The 25224-nt window shown below is 46.7% G+C and carries 24 protein-coding genes; 11 read left to right on the top strand and 13 right to left on the bottom strand.

The window, feature by feature from the left end; genetic code table 11:
• Positions 1-343 precede the first annotated feature (343 nt).
• The gene (locus tag C1I60_RS08865) at positions 344-1105 is read right to left on the bottom strand and encodes an AAA family ATPase (RefSeq protein WP_137061389.1); all 762 of its coding nucleotides are present in this window, start codon (positions 1103-1105) and stop codon (positions 344-346) included.
• Between the two features lie 213 nt (positions 1106-1318).
• Between C1I60_RS08865 and mprF the strand changes: the two genes are divergently transcribed.
• Entirely contained in the window at positions 1319-3961 is a 2643-nt protein-coding gene (gene mprF / locus C1I60_RS08860; protein ID WP_137061388.1) for a bifunctional lysylphosphatidylglycerol flippase/synthetase MprF, read from the top strand.
• Positions 3962-4059: 98 nt separating this feature from the next.
• On the opposite strand, the gene C1I60_RS08855 is transcribed toward mprF, so the two are convergent.
• Positions 4060-4686 (bottom strand): nitroreductase family protein, encoded by a 627-nt coding sequence (locus C1I60_RS08855; protein WP_137061387.1) that lies wholly within the window; start codon positions 4684-4686, stop codon positions 4060-4062.
• A gap of 240 nt (positions 4687-4926) precedes the next feature.
• Between C1I60_RS08855 and C1I60_RS08850 the strand changes: the two genes are divergently transcribed.
• Entirely contained in the window at positions 4927-5403 is a 477-nt protein-coding gene (locus C1I60_RS08850; protein WP_137061386.1) for a disulfide oxidoreductase, read from the top strand.
• Positions 5404-5571: 168 nt separating this feature from the next.
• A complete protein-coding gene (locus C1I60_RS08845) occupies positions 5572-6069 on the top strand; it encodes a CcdC family protein (protein WP_137061385.1) in 498 nt (165 codons plus the stop codon).
• A gap of 214 nt (positions 6070-6283) precedes the next feature.
• Here C1I60_RS08845 and map read toward each other — a convergent pair whose 3' ends face one another.
• Entirely contained in the window at positions 6284-7030 is a 747-nt protein-coding gene (gene map, locus C1I60_RS08840; protein WP_137061384.1) for a type I methionyl aminopeptidase, read from the bottom strand.
• Between the two features lie 216 nt (positions 7031-7246).
• Between map and C1I60_RS08835 the strand changes: the two genes are divergently transcribed.
• From C1I60_RS08835 to C1I60_RS08820, 4 genes are all read left to right on the top strand, one after another.
• Entirely contained in the window at positions 7247-7942 is a 696-nt protein-coding gene (locus tag C1I60_RS08835; protein ID WP_137061383.1) for a GntR family transcriptional regulator, read from the top strand.
• A 131-nt stretch (positions 7943-8073) separates the two neighbouring features.
• The gene (locus C1I60_RS08830) at positions 8074-9435 is read left to right on the top strand and encodes a GntP family permease (RefSeq protein ID WP_137061382.1); all 1362 of its coding nucleotides are present in this window, start codon (positions 8074-8076) and stop codon (positions 9433-9435) included.
• Between the two features lie 41 nt (positions 9436-9476).
• Positions 9477-11030: a gluconokinase gene (gene gntK, locus C1I60_RS08825; protein ID WP_137061381.1), complete on the top strand. Its 1554-nt coding sequence runs from the start codon at positions 9477-9479 to the stop codon at positions 11028-11030.
• 106 nt (positions 11031-11136) lie between these two features.
• Entirely contained in the window at positions 11137-11319 is a 183-nt protein-coding gene (locus C1I60_RS08820; protein ID WP_137061380.1) for a hypothetical protein, read from the top strand.
• Positions 11320-11488: 169 nt separating this feature from the next.
• Here C1I60_RS08820 and C1I60_RS24785 read toward each other — a convergent pair whose 3' ends face one another.
• From C1I60_RS24785 to C1I60_RS08810, 3 genes are all read right to left on the bottom strand, one after another.
• A complete protein-coding gene (locus C1I60_RS24785) occupies positions 11489-11605 on the bottom strand; it encodes a YjcZ family sporulation protein (protein WP_212734451.1) in 117 nt (38 codons plus the stop codon).
• A gap of 122 nt (positions 11606-11727) precedes the next feature.
• A complete protein-coding gene (locus C1I60_RS08815; protein ID WP_137061379.1) occupies positions 11728-12543 on the bottom strand; it encodes a serine/threonine protein kinase in 816 nt (271 codons plus the stop codon).
• A 155-nt stretch (positions 12544-12698) separates the two neighbouring features.
• Positions 12699-13520: a MerR family transcriptional regulator gene (locus C1I60_RS08810; RefSeq protein ID WP_137061378.1), complete on the bottom strand. Its 822-nt coding sequence runs from the start codon at positions 13518-13520 to the stop codon at positions 12699-12701.
• A gap of 691 nt (positions 13521-14211) precedes the next feature.
• Here C1I60_RS08810 and C1I60_RS08805 point away from each other — a divergent pair.
• The gene (locus tag C1I60_RS08805) at positions 14212-15168 is read left to right on the top strand and encodes an L-lactate dehydrogenase (RefSeq protein ID WP_137061377.1); all 957 of its coding nucleotides are present in this window, start codon (positions 14212-14214) and stop codon (positions 15166-15168) included.
• A 91-nt stretch (positions 15169-15259) separates the two neighbouring features.
• On the opposite strand, the gene C1I60_RS24430 is transcribed toward C1I60_RS08805, so the two are convergent.
• Together C1I60_RS24430 and C1I60_RS08795 are read right to left on the bottom strand one after the other, a co-directional pair.
• Entirely contained in the window at positions 15260-15925 is a 666-nt protein-coding gene (locus tag C1I60_RS24430) for a sensor histidine kinase (RefSeq protein WP_212734450.1), read from the bottom strand.
• A 408-nt stretch (positions 15926-16333) separates the two neighbouring features.
• Complete coding sequence (locus C1I60_RS08795; RefSeq protein WP_137061375.1) at positions 16334-17074, bottom strand: LytR/AlgR family response regulator transcription factor; 741 nt, start codon at positions 17072-17074, stop codon at positions 16334-16336.
• A gap of 507 nt (positions 17075-17581) precedes the next feature.
• Here C1I60_RS08795 and C1I60_RS08790 point away from each other — a divergent pair.
• Positions 17582-18316, top strand: a complete 735-nt coding sequence (locus C1I60_RS08790; RefSeq protein WP_137061374.1) for a YiiX/YebB-like N1pC/P60 family cysteine hydrolase — start codon at positions 17582-17584, stop codon at positions 18314-18316.
• Between the two features lie 111 nt (positions 18317-18427).
• The gene (locus C1I60_RS08785; RefSeq protein WP_137061373.1) at positions 18428-19654 is read left to right on the top strand and encodes a hypothetical protein; all 1227 of its coding nucleotides are present in this window, start codon (positions 18428-18430) and stop codon (positions 19652-19654) included.
• Between the two features lie 442 nt (positions 19655-20096).
• Here C1I60_RS08785 and C1I60_RS08780 read toward each other — a convergent pair whose 3' ends face one another.
• Genes C1I60_RS08780 through C1I60_RS08760 form a run of 5 tightly spaced genes read right to left on the bottom strand, consistent with a single transcriptional unit; the run spans position 20097 to position 24580 of the window.
• On the bottom strand, positions 20097-20825 hold the full coding sequence (locus tag C1I60_RS08780) for an ABC transporter permease (RefSeq protein WP_137061372.1): 729 nt from the start codon (positions 20823-20825) through the stop codon (positions 20097-20099).
• Entirely contained in the window at positions 20825-21541 is a 717-nt protein-coding gene (locus tag C1I60_RS08775; protein ID WP_137061371.1) for an ABC transporter permease, read from the bottom strand. The genes C1I60_RS08780 and C1I60_RS08775 overlap by 1 nt, the downstream gene beginning before the upstream one ends.
• Positions 21538-22455 carry an ABC transporter ATP-binding protein gene (locus C1I60_RS08770; protein ID WP_137061370.1) on the bottom strand — a complete coding sequence of 306 codons (918 nt, stop codon included), beginning with the start codon at positions 22453-22455 and terminating at the stop codon, positions 21538-21540. The genes C1I60_RS08775 and C1I60_RS08770 overlap by 4 nt, the downstream gene beginning before the upstream one ends.
• Positions 22456-22514: 59 nt before the next feature.
• Positions 22515-23906, bottom strand: coding sequence for a sensor histidine kinase (locus C1I60_RS08765; protein ID WP_137061369.1), 1392 nt, complete (start codon positions 23904-23906; stop codon positions 22515-22517).
• A complete protein-coding gene (locus tag C1I60_RS08760) occupies positions 23906-24580 on the bottom strand; it encodes a response regulator transcription factor (RefSeq protein WP_137061368.1) in 675 nt (224 codons plus the stop codon). Before C1I60_RS08760 ends, C1I60_RS08765 begins: the two co-directional genes overlap by 1 nt.
• 152 nt (positions 24581-24732) lie before the next feature.
• On the opposite strand from C1I60_RS08760, the gene C1I60_RS25460 reads away from it, so the two are divergent.
• Positions 24733-25224 (top strand): alpha amylase N-terminal ig-like domain-containing protein (locus tag C1I60_RS25460; protein ID WP_252361639.1); only part of this gene is annotated, 492 nt, incomplete at its 3' end.

Below are 25224 nucleotides of genomic sequence, written 5' to 3'. Positions count from 1 at the left end.
TTAGCAAAAAACGATGCCAAAAAGGCTTGAATCAACCATTGACTTCTACCGAAGTAAGCTGATTTAATGTTTTTCGACAAATTTCGAGGTGCGAAGGATCCGGGGTTTTTATGTGAGCTTCACATTCGCACCTCACCATAAGAGCAGAATACTCATTTTATTTCCCCTTATACATATACCATAGATGAGCATGATAACCAATAATAAGCTGTAGATCCGGTGAATATTTGGGCAAAAGGCAAACTTCGATCTCATCTGCTTGAACCAACGTATAGGTCGCCTTTTTGTAGCTAAAGTCTAAGTTGTACGAGTACGGATAGCCCTCTTGAGGTTCACCCATTCCTTATTGGGGATCTTCGAATAGCTCCTGTATCATCTTTTCCTTGTTATTCAGAAATTGTTTCATGATGATAAAATGGTCGGTTTCCTCCAGCGTCCGGGTGTCTATTCCTTCATGTGTCAGGTGGTACAGGACGGAGTCGGGATAGGCCATCAAAATCGGGGAATGCGTAGAAATGATAAACTGTGAGCCCTGCTGCACCAGTTCGTGGATACGTGCAAGCATGGCCATCTGGCGCAGGGGCGATAACGCGGCCTCTGGCTCATCCATAATATACAGCCCCTGACCGCCAAACCGATGCAAAAACGCGGCAAAAAAAGACTCGCCATGCGACTGCTCATGCAACGATTTTCCTCCATAGGAGTCTCGAATGGGCCGGCCACCGTCTTCCCGATCCAACTCGTCGATATGACTCGCCAGATTGTAGTAGCTTTCTGCACGGAAAAAGAAACCGTCCCGCGGCTTGCGGGCCCCTCTCACCAGCCGGACATACTCATGCAGCGAGGAATGCGTGGCCTGTGTAGAGAAATTGAAATTTTTGGTGCCGCCCTCCGGATTAAATCCCCACGCGACCGCTATCGCTTCCATGAGCGTTGATTTACCCACACCGTTTTCTCCAACAATATAAGTAACAGACGGGTGAAATTTCAGCTCATTCCATTGACGCATGGCTTTTAAATTAAAAGGATATCGGCTCTCGTCAGCATCCTGCGGCCACATCAGCTCCAATCGACGTACAAAAAGATCACGATCCCATATACTCATGTCCGTTCAGCTCCATTACCAAGCAAATGACTGGATTTTCCATCATTATATTGGAATTATTCACGGCAATCAATCTGAAATTCGGCTTTCGTAACCCTTCTGTTGTTATTCATTCGTTTATTACAGGTATAATATATAGTAGCCTTTCATTGGGCATGATATCTCCGTGTATTATTCAGAATCTATTTCATTATTTTTCAGGCAGGTGAATCTATGAATTCAAATCACAAACCCATTCAATCCTTTAAAATCGTACAGTTCATGATGACCATCTACAGGCAGCGGCTGACACGTATTTTGCTTCCGCTGGCTGTATTGGCTTTTATTATATGGGAGGCTGGACGAGAGCTGAAAGGCTTCAATCTGGCACGTATGCTTCATGAGCTGCGGCGAATGGATGCTACCTTTCTCATCGAAATCGGCTTGTTCTCACTGATAGCCGTGGCCGCCATGAGCGCATACGATTACGTGATCAGGCATCATTTCAAGCTACAGGTCAAGCCCGGAGCGACATTCCGGTACGCCTGGATTTCGAATACCTTCAATAATGTCTTTGGCTTCGCCGGCTTTACAGGAGCGGGATTGCGTACGGTGCTGTACAAAAAAAGCGGCGTGCCGCTGGGGGTCATCACCTCTGCGGTTGTGTTTCTTTCGCCCGTAGTCATTACCGGGCTTTCTTTGCTGGCTTGGGGCGCGATTGCCCATCTGTATCCGGTACAGTCCGTGCTGGATGCTCATCCGTGGCTTCATTGGGCATTATGGGGAATGGCGCTGTACCTGCCACTGTTCCTGATTATGCAGCGCTCCAAACGGTACGCTACGTGGTTCAACAAGGGAGCTGGCCAGCTTTCCTGGTCCACCATCTCCGCCTCCATTGGCGCTTCGCTGCTGGAATGGCTGCTGGCCGGCCTTACCTTTGCATGGATCGGCTCGCACTTGCTACATGAGCTGCCGATGAATGCCGTGTTCGGCATTTATGTGATTGCCGCGATTGCCGGACTGATCAGTCTTGCGCCGGGAGGAGTCGGCGCTTTCGATATTATTGCCCTGCTCGGGCTGCAAATGGCAGGCGCCAACTCGGATCGGGCATTGGCTGTGCTACTGGCCTTTCGCGTCTTTTATTACATCCTTCCGTGGCTGATCGGCCTGGTGCTGGCTGCGCTGGAAATGATTCCACGCAGCGAACGCCTGAGCCAACTGGCAGAGACAAGTTGGGAAACCTCACTCAACGCTTGGCAAAAGGTATGGGGCTGGCCTGGTCAATTCCGATTTCTGGCCGACCTGGGGGTATGGGCACTTGGCAAGCTGGTGCTCATCTCCGGTGTGGTGCTTCTCCTGTCGGCGGCTACACCCGGTCTGCTATATCGGCTACGTTTTGCCGAGCATCTGCTCAGTCTGCCCGTCATGCGCCTGTCGCATGAAATCTCCGTCGTCATCGGAATTATGCTCGTGGTGCTGTCTCACGGCATATCCCTGCGCATTCGCAGAGCCCTGCGGCTGACGCTGGTACTGCTGCTTGCAGGGTCCATTTTCACCTTCATTAAGGGTCTGGATTTCGAGGAAGCTCTATTCCTGCTGTTCGTTGCGCTGATGCTGTGGATCTCGCGCACGCGGTTTTATCGGATTAGTGCGCCGCTGAATCGGCACAATATTTTAATCTGGGGCGGATTGTCTCTGCTTGTGACCGGCGCTTATTTTGTCATCGGGGCAGGCTCCAATACTGCGTTTATGCGCCATCTGCACGCCAAGGTCCATCTGGACTTTTTTATGAACCGCAGCGATTACGGGGTTACAGCGGTGTTCAGTCTGATTTTGGCGTGGGTGTTCCTGACGGTGTATTACTTCCTCCGCCCCCAGCGTGGAATTGGCAATCTGCCTGACTTGCAAGAGCTGGATAAGCTAAAAGCATTTTTGGAAAAGCAGGGCGGCAATTTAGTTTCTCATATGCTCTTTCTCGGCGATAAGTATCTGTATTGGACCAAGAACGAACAAGTGGTTATTCCCTATGCACGCAGCCGGGACAAACTGATTGTGCTAGGTGACCCGCTCGGTCCGAAGGAACGTGTGAGCGAAGCGATTCAGGAATTTCAGCGCTTCGCAGACCGATATGCGTTAACGGCTGTATTTTATCAGGCATCACCGGAGTATTTGTCCATCTACCATGAGAACGGCTATCGGTTTTTCAAGCTGGGCGAGGAAGCGCTGGTGCCGCTGGAGTCCTTTACACTGACAGGTAAAAGCAATCAGGTGCTTCGCAGCGCCAAAAACCGCTTTGACCGCGAGGGATACACGTTCGAGATAATCCAGCCGCCTTTGGATAGAGCATTCATTGAGGAGCTTCGTCATATTTCGAATATCTGGCTGGACGGACGGAAGGAGAAGGGCTATTCGCTTGGCTGGTTCAAAGAGCCTTATCTTCAGTTAGCCCCGATTGCGCTGTTAAAGGACCCTGAAGGAAAGGTCATCGCCTTCGCGACCATGGCCCCTGCCTATGACCGTGGACAGACGGTCTCCATAGACCTGATGCGTCATCTGCCCGATACACCGAATGGCACAATGGACTACTTGTTCACACGAGTGATCGAGTGGGCCAAGGACAGCGGGTATACAACCTTCAATCTGGGCATGGCTCCGCTGTCCCAAGTAGGACAAAGCGAAAAAGCGTTGCGCGAGGAAAAACTGGCTCGGCTCGTTTTCCAATACGGAGGACATTTTTACGGCTTTCAAGGGCTGCGCCGCTTCAAGGATAAGTTCAAGCCGCAATGGGAGCCACGCTATCTGGCCTATCCGGCTTCTGTCTTTTTGCCTATTCTGACGCTGGAATTGGTATATCTCGTTTCCAAGCGTTCGGATTAGAGTAAAAGCTTTCTTGCAACGAAAGGCAGGCATAACAAAAGGGTGTTCCCCCAACCGCGACGGTTGCAGGAACACCCTTTTTATGTTAAAAATTCTTCTTAGAAGCTACCTTTTACAACAACTTCAGACAATGGGAAACGTCCTGATGGACGTGCTGGCACTTGTGCTTTACCTACCGTAATCAGCATCGTTGGCAGGTAGCGTGCAGGAATGTTGAATTGCTCAATCAATTGCGCAGGAATAAAACCACCCATAGCGCAAGTGTCATAGCCAAGCGATTTAGCAGCCAGCATAATGTTTTGTGCCGCAAAAGCAGAGTTCAGGATCGCTGCATCCCGAGCTACTTGTGCGTTTTGGTAAGCACCGTTGATTTGACCTACCAATGCGTCACGGATTTCTGCGGGCATTGTACCAGCGTCTACCGCTTGATCATAAATCACTGCGTTACGGTTCGCTTCCAGATCACCCAAAACGGCAATGGTCACAGAGCTTTCCGCTACTTGACCCTGGTTGTAAGCGATAGGCAGCAACTTTTGCTTGTCTGCTTCGGTTTCAATCACGAGGAATTTCCAGTGTTGAAGGTTCCAGGCGGAAGGAGCTTCTATCGCAGCTGTCAAAATAGCTTCCAGATCTTCCTCTGGCAATTTAAAATCCTTAACATAACTTTTTACCGCATGTCTTTCACTAATGACAGACAGAGTTTCGTTTTTTTGGATACTTGACATTCTGGACACACTCCTACATTTCTCATAGTATATATATCTGAATCTTGAATCCTTATTAACTTCCCAAACTATTGTAATTATAAAAACGATAGTGAATGATGTCAATATGTTTAAGTATGACCCTGCACTCAAAATACAGTACAATATGGATAAGACATCCATATCAGCAGAGGCTTGCTGCTCGGACAAGACACGGTGAGTTCATTTTGTTCGCATTTGAATCCAAAAAGGAGCGTTACTATGATTGGATCGTTTAAAAAAACGGATATTGCTTTGTTTGCCGCCTGGGTTGTAGCTTGTGTGGCCACATTAGGCAGCCTCTATCTCAGCGAAATTTTGGGGTATGAGCCTTGCAAGCTGTGCTGGTTTCAGCGCATTCTGATGTATCCCCTGACTCTGCTGCTCGGAATCGCTTATTTTCGGGGAGATACGGGAATACGTCGTTATGTCATGCCGCTGGCTATTATTGGAGGCGCCATTTCGGCCTATCACTTTACGATTCAGCGTATCCATGCAGCCGCCAAAGCAGCTACGCAAGCTTCAACCTCCTGCGGCAGAGTATCCTGTGAACAGGATTATCTGAACTGGTTTGATTTTATTACCATTCCTTTTCTCGCGCTCATCGCCTTTATCCTTATTATTACAGCCATGGGGTATATCATGCGTCAGGAGAAAAAATCGGCGCAAGGAGAGGTACAAGCAGAGAATCTTGCATAAGTATGATAAAGACCCGAGATCGTTGGGCCAGTCACCACAATCGAGCGTATAATCCGCTTGCCGGAGGAAAGACTGTAACTAAATATATCCATTACATATGTGGTATAATGAACAATATTTGCAGTCTGGCCAATAACGCTTACATTTCTTATAGAGGGGGCCCAGTCCATGATTCATATCAGCACCCCAATTCTGCAATATGGCGCAACCTTCGGCATGATCTTGATCGCTGTTTCGGCTATTTTCATCCGTATGAAGACAGGTCATCGCCCGGTTAACGCCAAAAAGATTATCATCCCTCCGCTCGGCATGAGCACCGGCTTTATGATGTTTATCGTGCCAGAGGTACGGGTTCCCTGGCTTTGGGCGATGGGCGCTTTTCTGGTCGGCTGGTTTATTTTCTCGTATCCGCTGATTCGCAGCACCAGGTTTGAGATGCAAGAAGGACAGGTTTTTGTACAACGCTCACGCACCTTCTTTTTTATCCTGATCAGTCTGCTGATCGTTCGCCTGCTGCTGCATGAGTTTATTCAGCGCTACATTACCATTCCACAGACGGCAGGGTTATTTTTCATCCTCGCGTTCGGGACATTGCTGCACTGGCGGCTTCGTATGTATTTTCAATATCGTCAGCTCAATCCGAATGAGGCAGAAGTCCGAATCTGACAAACAGATACTCGCGTGCAGCAAGCATGTTGTTGCATACACCTGAGCATTTTGCAACAATCCCAAGAGCGATTTCAGATCAGCAATATATAGATTGAAACGGTTTAGTTCGTCTATCTATTGTACTTTCGAGCATTGGGAATCGAATAATGCAAAATGCTGAACCAAAAAGACACGATCCTCCAACAGGAGTCGTGTCTTTTTGTCTTGTGGCTTATTGCTGTGTCAAAATAATCGGGCCGTCTGCTGTAATCGCCAGCGTATGCTCGTATTGCGCCGACAAACCGCCGTCCATTGTACGTGCCGTCCATCCGTCTGCATCCACTTTACTGCGGTAGGTGCCCGTGTTCAGCATCGGCTCAATCGTAATGACCATGCCTTCCTTCAAGCGAGGTCCGCGATGCGGTGGTCCATAATGCGGAACCTGCGGTTGCTCATGCATATCTTCTCCGATACCGTGACCGATGAATTCGCGCACAACCGAGAAGCCTTCCGCTTCCGCATAGGTTTGAATCGCATGGGAAATATCTCCGATCCGGTTACCGATTACAGCCTGCTCAATCCCTCTGTACAGGGATTCCTTGGTAACGTCCAGCAGCTTTTGCGCCTGCTCGGAAACATTACCCACGGCATACGACCAGGCGGAATCCGCCAGCCAGCCGTTCAGGTTTACGACCATGTCAATCGTCACAATGTCCCCGTCCTTCAACGGTGTCTTGTTCGGGAAACCGTGGCAAATGACATCGTTAGGCGATCCGCAAGTCGCAAACTGGTAGCCGTTGTAGCCCTTTTGTTCCGGCGTTGCGCCATGCTTTTTCATAAACGATTCCGCGAAGGCGTCAATTTCCAGCGTTGTAATTCCAGGCTTGATCATTTTGGCAATTTCCCGGTGGCAAGCAGCCAAAATTTCGCCAGCTTTCTTCATATTTTCAATTTGTTCTTTGGTTTTAATAATAATCATTAAACGATCTCCTTCTTTTCCGTGTTCGTTCCACTTTCACTGCTGCTTTTTTCTGCTTCTTTTCTACTTCTATTGTAACGCTAAAAGCATTGAAATGGAACCGATGTCCATTGACACCGTTTACAAGTATCTTTTACGGGGTATATAATACTTCATAACTTGTATACAAGTATGCCCGAAAGAGGCAACCGAAATTTCCAGGATAGGAGTATGCACATGAAATATCCATCAGTCTGGCTACAGGGTGCATCGCTTGGTGAAAGGATTGCTTGTGAGCTTCGACTTCAAATTATCCGTGGCATGCAGACGCCCGGCACAGTATTATCTGAAAATCAGATTGCTGCCGATTTTGGCACCAGCCGTTCTCCTGTTCGTGAAGCGTTAAAAGTGCTTTCCAGTGAAGGATTGCTTCGCTTGGAACGCATGGGGGCGATTGTCATCGGCATGACGCCCGCTGATATGGAGGAGCTTTTCGATGTACGTGTGCTGATTGAGCATTTTGTCGTACAAAGATTTGTACATAGAGACAATAGCGAATTGGTGACCGCTTTAAACCGGATGATTGACAAAATGGAAGTCGCTCTCAAGCACAGAGACGTCGTTGAATTTTCTCTTCAGGACTTCAATTTCCATGAGGCTCTGGTGCTGGAAGCAGGCCATACTCGTATTCTCCACACCTGGAACGGAATGAGGCAGTTGATCCTGACAGTCATGCTGGCTGCCACAGAACAACGCTTTACGTCTAAGATTGAAGAATCTCAAGTCACGATTCACAAACATCGCACCTTTGCAAACGCTTTAAACCAAGGGAGCGCTCAGGAGCTGTCCGAATTTATCGAGGATCATTACCAGGACACCCGCAACGCGGTAAACGACAGCGTTCTGTCCCCCTACCGCAAAAGTCTGTCCTAATCTGTAAAATATATAAAAGGAGACGCTGCACCACGCTTTATGTGTTCTAAGCTGGCGCAGTTCCTTTTCAAACCAAAGTTGTCGACAAGTATACATGTACTACACATTAACGCATAAGGAGGCATTACTTTATGAATACCCTATTCGGCTTGAGCCATAACGCTTCACTACTTACGTGGGCACTAATTACCATTATTCTTTTGATTTTGCTGATTGCCAAGTTTAAATGGAATCCCTTTGTTTCACTACTGCTTTCCTCCGTATTTCTAGGGCTGGTTAACGGGATGCCGGGACATGAAGTTACTGCCTCCATCACCAAGGGCCTTGGCAGCACGCTTGGTTCCATCGCAATCGTAATTGGGCTGGGCACCATGCTTGGTAAAATGATGGCAGAATCCGGCGGTGCTGAGCGTATTGCAACTACACTTATGGATCGGTTTGGTGAAAAACGTGTCCATTGGGCCATGATGATCGTAGGCTTTATCGTGGGTATTCCGGTATTTTTCGAAGTTGGCATTATTTTATTAATTCCGATTCTGTTCACAGTCGCCCGTAAAATGAATATGTCACTGCTGAAAATCGGTATTCCCATGCTGGCGGGGCTATCGACGGTACATGGTCTTTTGCCGCCCCATCCGGCTCCGATGATCGCCATTGAAGCCTTTAATGCCAATATCGGACGCACGATAGGGTATGCGCTCATCGTCGGCATTCCGTCCGCTATTATTGCAGGCCCGGTCTTCGGTGCCTGGATTGGCAAAAAAATCATGGTCAGACCATCCGAGAAGCTGGACGAGCAGTTCACCAATACAACAGGACGGCAGTTACCTCCTTTTTGGATTACCTTGTTTACGATTTTGCTGCCTGTTATCCTGATGCTCAGCGGATCGGTCGCTGAAATCGTGGACCCATCCAATGCGTATCCACTTACGGTATTTTTCAAATTCATCGGTGATGAAGTTATGGCGTTACTGATTGCGGCTGTATTTTCGTTTTTCTCGCTTGGTTACGCACGCGGCTTGAAGAAAGAGGACTTGTCCCGTTTTACCAGTGAATGTCTGGCACCCACAGCCTCTATTATTTTAATCATCGGCAGTGGTGGCGCGTTTAAAACCGTATTGATCGACAGCGGCGTAGGTCAGGCCATTGCAGCGGTGGCTACGGGGGCGCATATGAATGTAATCGTGTTTGCTTTTCTGGTCGCTGCGCTCATTCGTGTTGCCACCGGGTCCGCTACAGTCGCGATGACGACAGGCTCCGGTATTGTCGCACCTGTGGTGGCACTTACACCCGGCGCGAATGTCGAGCTGGTTGTGCTTGCTACAGGGGCGGGATCGCTGATCCTTTCGCATGTGAATGACGCCGGTTTTTGGATGATCAAAGAATTTTTCAACATGACGGTTCCGCAGACGCTCAAATCATGGACCGCGATGGAAACGATCCTCTCCCTGGTCGCTTTCGGTTTGATTATGCTGCTGAGTGTGTTAATTTAACGATAATGAGTTAATAACGGTAAGTGAAGGGGAGATCGAATATGACAGACACCCGATATATGATCGGAGTCGATATTGGCACGACCAGTACCAAGGCGGTGCTTTTTGAAGAAAACGGCAATATTGCTGCTCAGCATCATGTAGGCTATCCGCTGCATACACCTGAGCCGGATGCAGCGGAACAGGACCCAGACGATATTTTCAAAGCCGTCGTGACGACGGTACAGGAGGTCATGAAAAAAAGCGGAGTAGCAGCCGAGCATGTGCTGTTCGTCTCCTTCAGTTCGGCCATGCACAGCGTGCTGGCGGTGGACAAAAACGGCAAGCCGCTGACCGCCTCAATCACATGGGCAGATAACCGCAGCGCCAAATGGGCTGACGCGCTCAAGCATGAATACAATGGACATGACATTTACTTGCGCACCGGGACACCCGTTCATCCCATGTCACCACTGACGAAGCTGATGTGGATTACACAGGATTTACCGGATGTTGCGGCTCAGACGTACAAATACATTTCTATCAAGGAGTATGTGTGTGCCCGGTTGTTCGAGCAATACGTCGTGGATCATTCGATTGCATCCGCTACGGGTCTCATGAATTTGCAGCAGTTGGATTGGGACGAGGAAGCACTGCGCATTGCAGGTGTCACAAAGGAGCAGTTGTCTGAGCTGGTGCCGACAACTCATGTTCTGAAGGGTCTGGACGCTACCTATGCACATGATATGGGCTTGCTGGAAACAACTCCTTTTGTTATAGGAGCCAGCGATGGTGTCTTGTCCAACCTTGGGGTGAATGCCATCAAGCCAGGGGTTGTCGCTGTCACGATCGGTACCAGCGGAGCCATTCGCACCGTGGTAGATAAGCCGTTGACCGATGACAAGGGACGTTTTTTCTGTTACGCATTGACCGAAAAGCTGTGGGTGATCGGCGGCCCGGTGAACAATGGCGGTATTGTGTTCCGCTGGATTCGCGATGAATTTGCAGCCTCCGAGGTGGAAACCGCCAAACGATTGGGGATTGATCCGTACCATGTGCTGACCCAAATCGCGGAACAGGTACGCCCCGGCTCGGACGGCCTGCTCTTTCTCCCGTATCTGTCCGGAGAACGTGCGCCCCTGTGGGACCCGAATGCCCGCGGCTCCTTCTTCGGCTTGTCCCTGCGTCACAAAAAAGAGCACATGATCCGCGCTGCTCTGGAGGGTGTGCTGTTCAATCTGTACACAGTTATGCTGGCCATGGAAGAGGTCATTGGCAGACCTTCGGTCATTCACGCCACTGGCGGATTTGCACGCTCGGAGCTATGGCGACAGCTCATGGCGGATATTTTCGATCAAGAGGTCATTATCCCGGAAAGTCTGGAAAGCTCCTGTCTTGGCGCAGCTATTCTGGGCTTGTACGCACTGGGACGGATTGATTCGCTGGACACTGTATCTGGTATGATCGGCACCACTCACCAGCATAAGCCCGTGGCAGAGCATGTGGATATTTACCGTGATTTACTGCCGATCTATATCCGTATTTCGCGTAAATTTGAAGAAGAGTTCAAGGATATTGCCGAGTTTCAGGCCAAATCCTTAAAGCCTTTAAATTAGTGGAACCCGTTCCAACACCGCTGCGTATTACCGTTTCATAAGAACCTGTCTATATCAGAAAGTGATCTATGTATCAGTCGGACAGGATAAGAAGGAGGATTAGACGATGCTCAAAAAATTACTGCACCGCCTGCTTCATTCCACCTCTCATTCTCATAAGCGGAAATACAGCAACTCGGACCGTTATTACGATCGTAAACGCCGTTCTTCATCAGATTCAGGATACAAGAACAGCCATAACGGGCACCAATATTACAAGGACAAACGCCGTCATTACTCCAGTTCGTAAGTATTGAGCTGCGACGAATAAACCCAAGCATAGGAAGGAAGCCAGTGGCTCCTTCAAATCCTATAAAGCGAAGACCCCTCTCATCATGGGACTTCGCTTTATTGTTGTGCGCCCGGCGTTATGCAGGGCAACATCTGTGCATTTTACAGGAAATCGTCTTTCGCCGGAATTACAGAAACAGAGTCTTGGAGATGATGACCAGCAAAATAAACAGAACCAGAATCGCTCCTACTGAAGTCCAACCTCCGCCGCACCCCATACCGCCTACTCCACACATATGACTCATTTACAACACTCCTTTCGCTCATTTACAGGATCATTGTATGTAGACCTGGTCAAATGCGTAAGGGGGGCATTCCCCCATTTTTGCGGCGAATGTCCGATATTTGTATGGACGATCTTTAAGGACTAACCCTCCTGCTGCACCAACGCCTTCTCCAGTTCCATCATAAACTGACGACTATGTTCATACCTGGGGCCAATCTGAAAAAGACATTCCAGCAGATGGCGCACAGGCGGACTCAGCTTCAATTCTTCCTGCCAGCTTCCTGGCGGTTGGTCCGGCTGAGGCTCGTAACTGCTATACAGCATAAAAAGCATCAAATGCCCGACATCGTACAAATCGCTGTAGATAGCGACATCCTGTCGTTCAGGTGCGCGCTTTTCCAGCATGGATTCGGTAAATACATCCTCCTGCTGCTCGCCCATCGCCAGTGCAAGGCCAAAGTCGATCAAGTACGGTTTCCCTTCGCGATGGATCACATTGGGAATGCGGATATCCCGATGGATGTAGCCTCGTTCATGCACATGCAGAACCCGCTCCATTAGCTCCAAGGTGTAGACGATACACTCTTGTTCCGTAAAAGAACGCCCCTGTTCAAATATAAGCTCCTCCAGCGTCATGCCGGAGATATATTCCATGACCAAGTACAATTCATTCCGATGCTCCGCACTTTCGAGCAGCCTCGGGATATAGGGGTGTTCCATTTGTCGCATAATGTCGGCTTCACGCTGTAACAGTTGAACACCTTTCGCCCGCTTGCTCGGTCTGGGTAGCTTGACCGCCACCTCCTGCCCATTATGCTTGTCCAGACAGAGGTAGGTCAGACCATAGCTTCCCATACCCAGCAGCGAAAGAATATGATAACGTCCGCTCAGCAGATCGCCGGGCTGTTTTGGATAATCTATCCAAGATTCATAAGCATTCCGTAACCAAGCAAACATTCTGATATCCCTTTCCTATACACTTTGCAGCAACGCTAAATATGCGACTCTTGTATACGCCAGTTGCCCTAAATCCATTCAATCCGGTCTGTTCGCTATTATACCATCCGCAATAAGACCACCAGAACCGGGAAGGTCTGATGGTCTTATCATACCTATGCTTCTCTACGTCTGCGTGGTGTCAAACCGAGCCAGGACAGCAGCGAACCGCGTGACTTACGCTGTCTGCCCTGATAGGTTCGCAAATTGGTGATTAACTGCCGATCCCGTTCTTCCTCCACCCTTTCTTTCATCCAGCGATTTTGTTCCTCCAACTGATTGGAGAGGTTGATGTTCTTTTCCACCAAACGGCTATGCTCTGTTTCCAGCTCTTCCAATCGACTTCGCATCTCCAGTAGAGCGCTCTGCACCATGATCTGCATCTCCGTCATTGCTTGGGACTCTATAGGCTCCTGCGTTTGGATCTGCACTGGTGTCTGTTCCGGTTCTTCTTTCTCCCTCTCCCTTGTTTGCTCCAGCCTGTGCTCAATCGTTAGCGCCAAGGTATGCTTCTGTTGTTCCTGCACGCTAACTTCATCCTCTAATCCTATCGATTCAAGAGTAGCGGCGGCTTGCGCCTGCATTACAGACTCATCCCTGCCCTCTGCCGCAGCCAATATTTCCTCCCAGGTTGCAGCCAGGGACTCACCGTCCGATACGGGTGGCAAACGGACGCCTGCATCCTCGATTTGGAAGGGTGCGGTTATCCTCTCAAGCACCACCTGAACCGCCTGCTCCATCGTCAAATGCTCCTCACGCAACGCCCCTCGCATCACCTTTAAGCACTCTACATCCTCTGGACTGAACATTCTCGATTGATTGGCGGAACGGGGGAACACATAGCCCTGCTCCTCCAGCGCTGCCGCATATTTACGAAGGGTACTAGCTCCGATTCCCAACTGCTTTGCTGCTTCCGTCGTCGATCTGCTTTCTTCCATTGATCATTACCTCCCCGGATGGTATGGAAAGAAATAAGCTTGTATATGTACAATTCGCGGAATCAAATGGAAACCCTTTGGCAAAAATGTTCTAATATTGCGGACTGCTAGGAACCTTTGTCATAAGCGAATATTTTATAAAAATGCAGGAAGCGACTTCATATTACCATGATAAGTGCGGCTTAAAAGTTTCCTATTGTGCCACTGCGCAGTCGGATGGGCTTCCCATCGCCACCGCTTCGCTTGTACAGCACCATGTTATATAGCTTATTGCTGGATAAACCAGCAGCATTTAAAATCTGACAAAGTCCGTGGTGCCTCGCCTGTTTCCCATTCAATTAGGGAGCGTTTTTTAGAAACGTCACATAAATGTCATACTCTACATAATCCCATGGCATTATTCCTACCATCAACGCGTCGAAAAGTACAATCCATGCGTATGCCACCTCAAAAAGAAGCTACTCACTCCCTGCAATCCATACCTGCAAAAACACTGCGTATTCCATGTATTCTCTATATTTCAGCATATATATGCACCTCTGGTCATCGTTATTTTTATATTTTTCGGAATGAAGGCAAAACAATGGATATTTCCAAAAGCTCAGCAATATGTTATGTTATGTAACGTAAAATGGGTTTAAGGCATAATTTATAGCATATTAACGTTCGCTGGAACGAGGAGGAAACATAAATGAAGGGGAAGGCAAGGAAGGTAGCTATTGTCGGCGCGGGTATGGTTGGTTCGAGCTGTGCCTACTCAATGGTCAATCAGTCCATTTGTGACGAAATTATGATGATTGACCGCACGTACGATCGGGCTTTGGCCCATGCGCTGGATCTGTCCCATTGTATGGATTTTACGTCTACACGTACCAAGGTACATGCAGGAAGATATGCAGATTGCACGGATATGGACGTTGTCATTATCACGGCAGGGGCTAACCCCAAACCAGGTCAAGATCGTCTGTCCGTACTGGATGATGCAGTGATCATTACGCGCGAAATTGTAACGGCGATTATGGCGAGCGGCTTTGACGGCATTTTCGTCATTGCAGCTAATCCTGTCGATATTGTGACCTATCTCGTACAAAGCATATCCGGTCTTCCACGCAACAAGGTGATCGGCACGGGCACCTCCATTGACTCGTCCCGGCTTAAGACGCTGCTTTCCGAGGTGTTTTCCATAGATCCGCGCAGCGTACAGGGGTATGCTCTTGGCGAGCACGGTGATTCCCAGTTCGTTGCATGGTCGCACGTGACCATTGGCGGCAAGCCAATCCTGCACATCCTGCGTCAGCATCAGGAGCGGTTCAGCCACGTCGATCTGGATGACATCGCCCGCAAAACGAAGGATGCAGGCTGGGAGATTTTCACCCGCAAAGGGGCTACTTATTTCGGCATTGCTAATGCGCTGGCGTACATTACCCGTTCGATTTTGAATGACGACGGTAAAATTATAGCAGTATCGGCCGTATTAGACGGCGAGTATGGACATACCGATGTCTGCACAGGCGTTCCGGCGATCATCGGCAGTAAAGGAATTCAAGAGGTCATCGAGCTGGAGCTAAGCCCGGAAGAGCAAGCCAGGTTCGACGCCTCCTGCCACCTCATCAGTGACAATATCCGTGCCCTGCCGGGCTTAGTATAAAATGTGTCCTACGCCGGGTTGAGAGGTATTATCGTATTTTATCAATCCGGCGCGATGTATACTTCAAAAAAACATACTTATCCAACTATATTCATTCTAAAAGCTGAAGAGAAACCATGATGTTGAATCTGTGATTCATAGCCTCAATACGTATATTTCCATCGTATTTCTCCGTAACCCTTCGAATGTTAGCTAACCCGTTTCCGTGAAAATCAGGCTCTTGTTTTTTCGTACGAAAACTACATGTGAAATCCTTCATTGTGTTAATAACATTCATAAATAGCGTGTACTCATTAGAAAATATATTAATCTCCACATACTTATCATCTGTCTGGCCTGATAATATCGCCGCTTCAACTGCATTGTCCAATATGTTTCCTAACAAGACACAGAGATCATATCTTTCGATTTTCAGGTTTTTATCAAGAAGATTAATTTTGTATTTGACCCGTACTCCGTTATCCTGTGCAATATTTAATATATTACTTACCAACGCATCAATGACCAGATTTCCAGTATTTACTTTCAAATACGAAATGTCTATCTTGTCCAGAGTCAGATGAATATATCCTGAGGCCTCATGCAACCTCCCCTCCTCAATACATCTATCTATAAACAAGAGATGCTTATTGGTATCATGTATAATCCGCTTGATGTCCTTGAAGGAATTAGTTGTTTTATCATAAGTTGTATCCTGATATTCCATTTGTCTTAGCAATTGCACATTCACTTCAGCCAATCTAAACTTTTCGATCATATTGCAGAACAAATAAAGAACCAACAAATTAACGATCAATAGTCCAATAACAGAGAATACACAAAAAATATTTGTACTGCAATAATGAAATAACGTGTTTATAATGAGCGTACTGATTAGTATAACAAGTACTATTATTAAATAGTATCCTCCATGTACTCTAGGGTTACCTCCCCGCTTAAGGTTTTTTTTAAATATAAAAAATATAAGTGTTATTATAAAAGAAACTGACAATACCAGCAGCCTGTTCACATACTCTGCAATCGCTCAAGGATCCTCCTTCCAATGCTTTACCTTCCATAAAACGAATTAAATAACTTCCCATCATCTGCTGATTATCTTCATGTATGTACTTGCTACATTAACTTCAAAACAATGTCTTACACAAGAAACTTGTATATCATTAAATCACCCATTTACCTTAAATTCACCAATCATATATTTGGTATAAGCGTCCTTAACAGACTTTAATTTGGAGCGACCTATAGGGAATTCTGTGCCATTCGACATAAAAACGAAATGCCCCGAAAATTTGTTAATATGTTCCATGTTGACAAGAATAGAACGATGAACCTGTAAAAATTGATAATGCCCCAGTCTTTTTGCATAATCGGACAGAATTCCCCTCATAAGGAACTTGTCACATATGGTTGTAATCTCCAGTTTTCGACGACTCATAGATCCACCATGCATTTCTACAGATATAATATCCGCATATTTCAATACAATCTCTTGACAGTCTACTTTAATGACCAGAAAACGCTTCTTTAAAGAAAGAATATATTTAGATAATTTAATAATTTTTTGTTCAAAAATTTCGTAGGAAACTGATTTAAGCAAATATTGAAATGTCTGAACATCAAAGCTGTCCATCACATACTCAGGATAACTTGTTAAAAAAATAATCTGAACATCATAATCTGGAATTGCACGTATCATTCTTGCTGTCTCAAGGCCATTCATACCGATCATCTCAATATCCAAAATAAGAACATGAAAGGGATTTTTTTCATTTTCTTGATAATAAGCTAACAGTTCCTCACCAGAGGAAAAGCAAGAAATATGAAATTCTTGGTCCATTTTCAAGAATAGCTTTTTCACATGATTTTGTTGCTCCACTTCATCATCACAAATAGCAACCTTCAGCAAAGTAACATCCCCTTTCAAAACTCCCGACAGATTTTAATGATTGATACAAGCAGCTCTTTTAAAAATATAACCTGACATAAACATGTCGTTCACGCCTATAATACATCCATTTAGACCATTTTAAAGAATTTTATTGTTAAATATGTATATTATAATACCAGATAATGAGTAAATAAGAATACAAGAAATAAAGGGTTTTAAGACCTAACTTCTTCCGAAAATAGAATGGTTGTATTCAGGTAATACCTCTGGCGAAGTGCGTTTACCTGATTCAATATACTAAGCTGTCACTTCTTCCCTTTGTTTCTTTTTATAACATTACATAAGCTTACTTTTACCTCGGTCTTTTATAAAAATATCAAAGGGCTGGATGACCACTTTTACATGTGGAGGTGAATTTTGACTTTGATTCAAACGAAAAACTGAAAACCATGTATCTATTATGTAGTGTATTGTATTGTATTGTTTTGTTTTATCTAATTTATTAACGATGGAGGCTGAAGTAATATGAACAAATTATTTAAAACGATTATATCTTTAAGTGTTGTAATCAGTGTTTTGGCTCTCCCTACTATTCAAGCCAGCGCTGAAGAAGTGAATTCATCCATTTCCACTGATGTTTACCAGGAAATGAAGGGTGCAGGAATGACTGATCAGGATATTGAAATGGTTAAAAAGCATAATATGGAAGAAATTGAGTATATCAATAGTGGAAAATTAAAAGAAAAAGCCCTCGAAGACCAGCAAGCGATCGCGTTACAAGGAGGCAAATCTGACGAACGGAACACAGCTATTTCGCCGAACGCTACTAAATTAGGTTCCTACGGAGATATTTTAGTAGCCTTTAACGCAAGCTCTTGGGGAATTGATTTTGGTTACCCTGGACATGCAGGGATCGTATCTAATACCAACGGCTACACTATAGAATCATTCCCTGCAGATGGAGTACAGTATCATACAAACGATTGGGGTAGTCGTACCAATATTTATGCTATGCATGTTAAAGGTGCTAGTAGCAGTAATTATACAGGGGCTGCCAGCTATGCCTACACGAAAATAGGTAAACCTTACAATTGGAATTTTGTTAATCCGTGGTCTGAAGATAAATTTTATTGCTCACAATTAGTATGGAAAGCGTGGAAAACTCAAGGAATTGATGTCGATTATGTCACTATCGATCCTATTGTAACTCCAATGGAAATTGCAAAATCAGGTAATACGAGTATATATTATAGTAACTAATCATAGTAATCAACTATAATACTTAAAATTCCAGTTAGTTGAAGTACACAATTCTACTAACTGGAATCATTTTTTTATATTGATATCAAAATTCTCATGGGGGTAAAGACATTGCTAACAAAGAAACAGGTGGTTTGGATCGTAATTGTTATGGCATGCATAATCGGTCTTCTTTTAACCCTTTTTATCATTAATAAAAATACAGAAAATCATTCATCTCAAAATTCTAATCCATCTATGAGTGCTCTCTCAAAAAATATAAAACTGAATACCGCTGAAAAAGGCTTTGTGGCCATCTATTCTGACGCAATGAAGGAAGGTGCTGATCTTGTAAGCTACAGCCCTACTGGAGATATTATAGGTGTGCAGAAGCTAGAAAATGGTCGTGCTCTCTATTATTCTACCAAGTTTTCTGGCAACTACTATATCACCTCTGAGCGACAAAATCGGCATTATGTTCTGGATAAATCAGGGATCATTCGCTCTTTTTTTGGTCCTTCAAAGTACGACCAGGATAGAGCAATCGGCACCTCTTTTGTTAAAAGTAGTGGAGAATATCTATTTTTCTCAATGAATGTGGGTAACAATCCACAATATTCGCCAAAGGTATATGCTAATGAGTTGGTATATTCAAAGACCGGCAATTCGACACTTCATCACATAATGTTGCCAGGATATTTCCAATCTGTGGTAGAAAAAGATAATAAAGCTTATGTACTATACATAGACGGGAATGGAGAAAACGTTGGTATTTATGTAATTGACCTAAACACAAATAGCTTGCTTCATAATTATTCTATCCCAAATCATAAATCTCAGGAACAAGCATATTATCCAGTGGGGCAAAATAACGGATCGTCCCTTCAATGGTTTCATAATCGTTTAATCGTCATGCTGGATGGAAATCGTCCGGGTATTCAGGATCGGCCTGTTATGCAAATTGTAAATCCCTCCAATGGCACCCTAGATAAAGAAATTTCTATCTCTAACGAATCATTTTCCTTGTATGATACTGCAATACATGACGGAAATTTGTATATCATATCAAATAATAATAAAATCATGGTATGGGATGATTCCTTACAAAACGTTAAAAAAATTCAATTAAAACAGAGTAAAGATTTTATTCAAAAAAAAGAGACTGAAAGAGGATATATATCAGGTACACATATTTCTGGAAATTCAATTGATATATTATATGACTTTGTTAAGAAAAAACCTTTGGACCGAGTCAGAGAAATACGACGCTACAGTTTAGAGACAGGTTCCGAGGAGGCTGTCATTCCCTTGAGCTATCATTCCGATAAAGAAATGGTTCGTTTTTTGGGCACAAATTAGCTACGAAGTTGCCATACTCCTTCAAGGCGAGGTGTATTTATGATTTATTTAGTTTTTCACCAACTGAACCCCCTTGTTCCCACTCTGCTCGTATGCCCTCTAATCGCCATTATAACGGGAATTATGTGCGCAATTCTTCGTTCGAGAATTCTACCGGGTGTAGGTGTAGCTCTTTTACTTCCCCTCCTATTTATCACAACAAATATAGCCACCTTTAGAGCCAACTTGGATACATGGGCGATGTACGGCATTATTTATGCCCTGATGACCTATGCCGCATTTAGAATAACTTCCCGAGCTAGAAGTTGAATGATCTTTATATATCAGGGCTGAAATATGACCTGGAAGAACGATAACTTTAAAACAAATGACCCATAAGAGGGTCATTTGTTTTAATAGAGACCTTGAAAAAACAGATAGAGCTGAATCCTCATATTCCGTCTTATATTTCTTTACGACGGAATACCGTCAGGCCCGCAATCCCAAACACAGCAAAGCTGCCCAGGACAACCGTAATCAGCGTATCGGCTGGTACGATGAAAGCCCCGAAACTGTCTCTTCCGGCAGGCATCATCGCCAGCACAGGCTGTACCCACGGATAGTACGGACCATAGGTCTGTGAGTTGGCGACCAGAATATTGGGCACTGTGAAAACAAAGTTCAAGGCGAGCGGCGCGGCAAAGCTGGACCATAGGAAAGACACCATTAGCTGTAACGCAGCCAGCGGCAGACAGGCTACCCAGCCTGCGAGCAGACTTTGGGCAATCATAGACCAAGGAATCGGCCCGTTCATGTCCTGCACAGCTCCGACACCCAGCAGCGCTCCCCCGAACAATAGCTGAGTCAGCCCCACCAAAGCCATAATCATCGTCAGCTTGGCTGCGTAGAGACTGGTGCGGGACAATGGCAACGACAGCAGTTGCTTCCAGCCGCCGCCCCCATGCTCGAATCGGCAGACCAAGGACGCAAATACGGCGGTCAGCATCGGCAGAAATAGCAGCGCATGCAATGTGAGCATAGTAGATAACAAGGCAAGCCAATTCCCTCCGGGAGTCGACAGCAGTCCGATCAGAACGGCAATCCCCGGGCTGACGAGCGCAAGCAACCAGACGGGCGACTTGGCTATTTTCAAACGTTCGACAGAAAGCAGTCGTACATATCCTCCGAACATTACGCCACATCCTTTCTGCTAAAATGAGCCCCCGTCAGCAGGCTGAGAAGCGCACCCATTCCGCAGCCAATAGACGCAAACATCCACGCCTGAGGTGCAGCCCATGCGAATTGAGGCCAAGCCAGCGGAAAATACCCAGATAGCTGGGAAGCAAACAAGCTGCCGATGCCTAGCGTAATGCCCAGTGTTACAGGCAGTGCCTGATTATGAAACGTGACCGTTAGCCACAACAGCAGTACGAGAATGGGCAGTGAACCTCCCAAGGGCCAGAATCCGAGCCGCAGCAATTCTCCTATCGGAGCAGGCTCTCCCCCGAAGCCAAGTATCATGCCCAGTCCCCACGTTCCAACGGTAAGTAGCAGGCAGGATACACACAGCATCCCGATAGCCAGCGTCAGCTTGGCCATATAGACGCTGAATCTGGAGATCGGCAAGGCCAATAGCTGCTTCCAGGAGTTGGACGAATGCTCCACATTCGCCAGCATGGAAGCGACCATCGTGGCCCCTAACACCAGCGCAAGGGGAACAAAAATAGCGATGTTATCCATCAAGGCTTCCCACAGATGACCCTTGCTGCGCGGAATCAGATAATCATAACGAAGCCCGAAATTCAGTGCCTGCATCGCCACTAGCCCAAGTGGTCCTAGAAACACCAGAAACCAGATCCCCTTTCTGCGCGCTTTGAGCAGATCCGCAGTCAGCGCCCGTAGCATCATAGGGAAGTCCCTCCTTTGCCGACGACCTGCATGAACATATCCTCCAGGGATTTGCGGCGTTCCTCTACACGGTATATAGCATGTGTATTTTCGACCAGCCTTCTGACCAGCAGCGCCACAGCCGCGTCATTCATATTTTCAAAATCCAGAGCCGCCCCGTCTCTCACCGAATGATATCCCTGCTCACGTGCAATGAGCTGGGCTGTTTCCGGGTCTGACGTCACAATACGAATCCCCCCTGCGGATTCCTGACGGAGATTGTGAATCGTATTCTGGAAAACCAGTTCTCCTTCGCGGATAATTCCCACCGTATTCGCCATATGCTCCACCTCGCTCAGCAGATGGCTGGATACCAGCACGGTGATTCCTCGCTCCTTGGGCATCGCCTGAATCAATGCACGCATTTCCTGAATGCCCTCCGGGTCCAAACCATTGGTAGGCTCGTCCAAAATAAGCAATTCCGGATGGCCTAGCAGCGCGGCGGCGATACCAAGCCGTTGCTTCATGCCCAGCGAGTAGCCCTTGACCGGGCGTTTGGCGTGCTTGGTCAGTCGAACGACTTCCAGCACGTCCACAATGTTCTCCTTGGGCACATTTAAAATGCGACGAATGGCCTCCAGATTTTCCACTGCGTTCAAATGACCGTAATACGAAGGGTATTCGACCAGCGAGCCGACTTTACGCAAAATATCCAGCTTATGTCTGCGGATATCCTTGCCAAATATTCGAATCGTTCCCCGAGTCGGGCGAATGAGTCCGAGCAGCATACGGATGGTTGTCGTTTTCCCCGCTCCATTTGGGCCGAGAAAGCCGTAAATATCTCCCCGACCTATTTTCAGATCCAGTTGGTTGACCGCAGGGCGTCCTTTGTATAATTTGCTAAGACCGTTCGTTTCAATAATGTATTCGTTCAAGTTTCTCACCTCGACACCTATCGTAACGTGCCAAGTTTAAGACCAAGGGAACTCTTAGTTTAAGTTTTGTTTAAAAAACGGATTTGTGTCCCGACGGATGAACTGACAATGTCCCTCTCCAAATTCATTTCACGGGCCAGCAATTCAGTAATCGCCAAGCCAATCCCGGCTCCTTTTCCACTGGATTGCTGCTCCATTCCCGGTCCTTTATCCGCAATGACTAATGCCTCTTTCCCGTTATGTTCCTCTATATGGATACCGATATATTGGCCTGAGACGGCGTGGCGAACTACATTTTGGAAGAGATTGTCCAGCAAACGGCGGAAGCCCTGCTCATCGACCTTCCATACGATACTATGCTCAGGCAAGTCGATATCCACCTCCAAACCTTCCTTTTCCCAAACCGGATACCAGCTGGCCGCACACTCCCGCACCAGCCGCAGGATATCACGCGGTTCGTTATTCAACGTGTATTTGCCGCTGGAGAGAAGATTGTAGGCGAGCAGGTTGTCGATCAGACTTCCGAGGTCTTTTAGCTTGTTTTCCATCAATGAAATAGACCGTTTTCCCCTGTCACTCAGGTTTTCGTCGTCCAATGTGTACAGGTGGCTGCGTACGACCGTAAGCGGCGTCCGAATATCGTGTGACAGATCAGCGACCAGCCTTTTCCGCAGCTCTTCCTCCTGGCGCTCACGTCCCCGGCTCTCGGCCAGCTGCTCAACCATCTGATTGAACGCTTCCTCCAGCTTGCCGATTTCATCCGGCCGTCCGGTGCTGACAAGAATGGGCAATCCATCCTCTCCCCGTTGCGACATAGCCGCCTGAAGCCGCACCAGTCTGCGCCGAATGCCTCCAAAAAACAGGAGAGATACGAATATAAATGCTGCGAGTATTAGTAAAATAAAAAAGAGATAGTACAGTGCCATGCTATTGTCTTTACGCTGCTGATCATAAAACGAACGGGGAATTTTTAATACCATATAGCCCTGATCGGCGTTCCTCTTCCCACCGCCAATAAACGCGACTACAGTAAATAAGTCTGAATTTATGGCTTGCTTCATAAATACAACAGTCTGTGCCGCGTCCCATTGCTTTGGAACGTCAGGCTGTGTCGGTAGCTCCAACCTTGTTTTACCTGCGGTATCCACCCAAAATATCTGTGAATCGGGGAAAATATCCCGCTGTATTTTGCGCAGATGGGCTGAGATTTGCTCTGGTGTGGCTCCTTTCAAGGCTACAGCTTCGCGATGCCAGCTATCCTCGGTCCGGGAACTGGAGAGATAATGTGAATTAGCAGGCTTCATATCCGTAACCCAAGCAGACAAGACACTACTTACAATTAACATAGCAGGCAGCATAATCGGCAATAGCATCATAGCAACCACAAGAATAATCAGGTAGCGGAACAACAGTGAATTTCGGAAACGTGTTCCCTTTCGCAGCCCGTTCATTACACCTTAACCCGATAGCCTACACCACGGATCGTCTCAATGATGCGGGGAGTGGCAGGATCAGCCTCCAGCTTTTCGCGCAGATGCCGAATGTGGACCATCAAGGTTTTGTCCCCGTCCATATACGGATCACCCCACACGGCTTCATACATTTGCTCCTTCGTCATAATCTGGCCCAAATGCCGTAGCAAATAAGCGAAAATATGATATTGCTTGCCTGTCAGTGTAATTTCTTCCCCGGTATCACGGTTCACAATACGGTTATCGGGAGGGTACACCGTCAGATGCCCCAACTGTAAGGATTCCTCGGGCACCGTACCAGATCGACGCAGCAAAACCTCCATACGTGCAATCAACTCGTCCGGATGAAAGGGCTTCGTCACATAATCGTCGGCAAAATCCAATCCTTGAAGCTTATCGTCAATAGAAGTACGGGCGGACAGCATAAGGATGGGGAGCTCGGGACGTTCCTTCTTGAGCCTTTTTCCAATCGTAAATCCATCCAGACCGGGTAGCATCACATCCAGAATCACAAGCTGGCATGTACGGGATGCTTCCACAGCTCCGTCTCCGCTTCGCAGCCACACCACAGCGTAATTCCGCTCCTCCAAATATTGATGCATCCAAGCTCCGATATCCTGATCGTCCTCGATATATAACACATTTGTTTTCATTCACGCGCACCTACTTATCGTTTTTCTTTTATAGTAATGGGCATTATAGCATTGATGGTACATAACCCGCATAAAAAGGTTAATAACTACCTTATACGACATATGCTATATGATTTCAAATTCTACGGCTTGCAAAATAGGAGGAATACCATATGCTGCTGGAAGCGATATACCATCATCCGAAGCGCAATTGGGCTTTTGGTTATGATGATGCAACCATTTATTTACGACTCCGTGTGAAACAAAATGACCTGAGCGCTGTGCACGCTCTCACCGGGGACAAATACGACTGGGATCGCACCCGACAGCTCATTCCGATGTCCAAATTTGCCACCGACGCCAGATTTGATTACTACCAATGTACCGTAAAGCCCACTCACCGCCGGCTGAAATATGGATTTTTGCTGGAAGACGAAGCAGAACAACTATGGATGAACGAGAATGACTTCACCACCCAAGAGCCGCAAAATGCAGACGGCCTGTTCCAATACCCGTTTTTGAATCCAATTGATATTCTCAAGCCGCCTACATGGGTGAAGGATGCGGTTTTTTATCAGATTTTCCCGGAACGCTTTGCGAACGGTGACCCCTCTATTAGCCCGGAAGGTGCCGAAGCATGGGGGGACACGCCGCAAACCGACAAT

Source organism: Paenibacillus terrae (assembly GCF_005217525.1).
In the GTDB taxonomy this organism is placed as follows: domain Bacteria; phylum Bacillota; class Bacilli; order Paenibacillales; family Paenibacillaceae; genus Paenibacillus; species Paenibacillus terrae_C.
The sequence above is the reverse complement of the archived record's forward strand: the minus strand, read 5'-3'. Positions and strand labels throughout refer to the sequence as shown.

What these genes read in the sequence shown, in the direction of transcription:
- C1I60_RS08865 (WP_137061389.1), bottom strand. Translation starts at nt 1,105, where the DNA reads ATGAGTATATGGGATCGTGATCTTTTTGTACGTCGATTGGAGCTGATG.
- mprF (WP_137061388.1), top strand. Translation starts at nt 1,319, where the DNA reads ATGAATTCAAATCACAAACCCATTCAATCCTTTAAAATCGTACAGTTC.
- C1I60_RS08855 (WP_137061387.1), bottom strand. Translation starts at nt 4,686, where the DNA reads ATGTCAAGTATCCAAAAAAACGAAACTCTGTCTGTCATTAGTGAAAGA.
- C1I60_RS08850 (WP_137061386.1), top strand. Translation starts at nt 4,927, where the DNA reads ATGATTGGATCGTTTAAAAAAACGGATATTGCTTTGTTTGCCGCCTGG.
- C1I60_RS08845 (WP_137061385.1), top strand. Translation starts at nt 5,572, where the DNA reads ATGATTCATATCAGCACCCCAATTCTGCAATATGGCGCAACCTTCGGC.
- map (WP_137061384.1), bottom strand. Translation starts at nt 7,030, where the DNA reads ATGATTATTATTAAAACCAAAGAACAAATTGAAAATATGAAGAAAGCT.
- C1I60_RS08835 (WP_137061383.1), top strand. Translation starts at nt 7,247, where the DNA reads ATGAAATATCCATCAGTCTGGCTACAGGGTGCATCGCTTGGTGAAAGG.
- C1I60_RS08830 (WP_137061382.1), top strand. Translation starts at nt 8,074, where the DNA reads ATGAATACCCTATTCGGCTTGAGCCATAACGCTTCACTACTTACGTGG.
- gntK (WP_137061381.1), top strand. Translation starts at nt 9,477, where the DNA reads ATGACAGACACCCGATATATGATCGGAGTCGATATTGGCACGACCAGT.
- C1I60_RS08820 (WP_137061380.1), top strand. Translation starts at nt 11,137, where the DNA reads ATGCTCAAAAAATTACTGCACCGCCTGCTTCATTCCACCTCTCATTCT.
- C1I60_RS24785 (WP_212734451.1), bottom strand. Translation starts at nt 11,605, where the DNA reads ATGAGTCATATGTGTGGAGTAGGCGGTATGGGGTGCGGCGGAGGTTGG.
- C1I60_RS08815 (WP_137061379.1), bottom strand. Translation starts at nt 12,543, where the DNA reads ATGTTTGCTTGGTTACGGAATGCTTATGAATCTTGGATAGATTATCCA.
- C1I60_RS08810 (WP_137061378.1), bottom strand. Translation starts at nt 13,520, where the DNA reads ATGGAAGAAAGCAGATCGACGACGGAAGCAGCAAAGCAGTTGGGAATC.
- C1I60_RS08805 (WP_137061377.1), top strand. Translation starts at nt 14,212, where the DNA reads ATGAAGGGGAAGGCAAGGAAGGTAGCTATTGTCGGCGCGGGTATGGTT.
- C1I60_RS24430 (WP_212734450.1), bottom strand. Translation starts at nt 15,925, where the DNA reads ATGATCGAAAAGTTTAGATTGGCTGAAGTGAATGTGCAATTGCTAAGA.
- C1I60_RS08790 (WP_137061374.1), top strand. Translation starts at nt 17,582, where the DNA reads ATGAACAAATTATTTAAAACGATTATATCTTTAAGTGTTGTAATCAGT.
- C1I60_RS08780 (WP_137061372.1), bottom strand. Translation starts at nt 20,825, where the DNA reads ATGTTCGGAGGATATGTACGACTGCTTTCTGTCGAACGTTTGAAAATA.
- C1I60_RS08775 (WP_137061371.1), bottom strand. Translation starts at nt 21,541, where the DNA reads ATGATGCTACGGGCGCTGACTGCGGATCTGCTCAAAGCGCGCAGAAAG.
- C1I60_RS08765 (WP_137061369.1), bottom strand. Translation starts at nt 23,906, where the DNA reads ATGAACGGGCTGCGAAAGGGAACACGTTTCCGAAATTCACTGTTGTTC.
- C1I60_RS08760 (WP_137061368.1), bottom strand. Translation starts at nt 24,580, where the DNA reads ATGAAAACAAATGTGTTATATATCGAGGACGATCAGGATATCGGAGCT.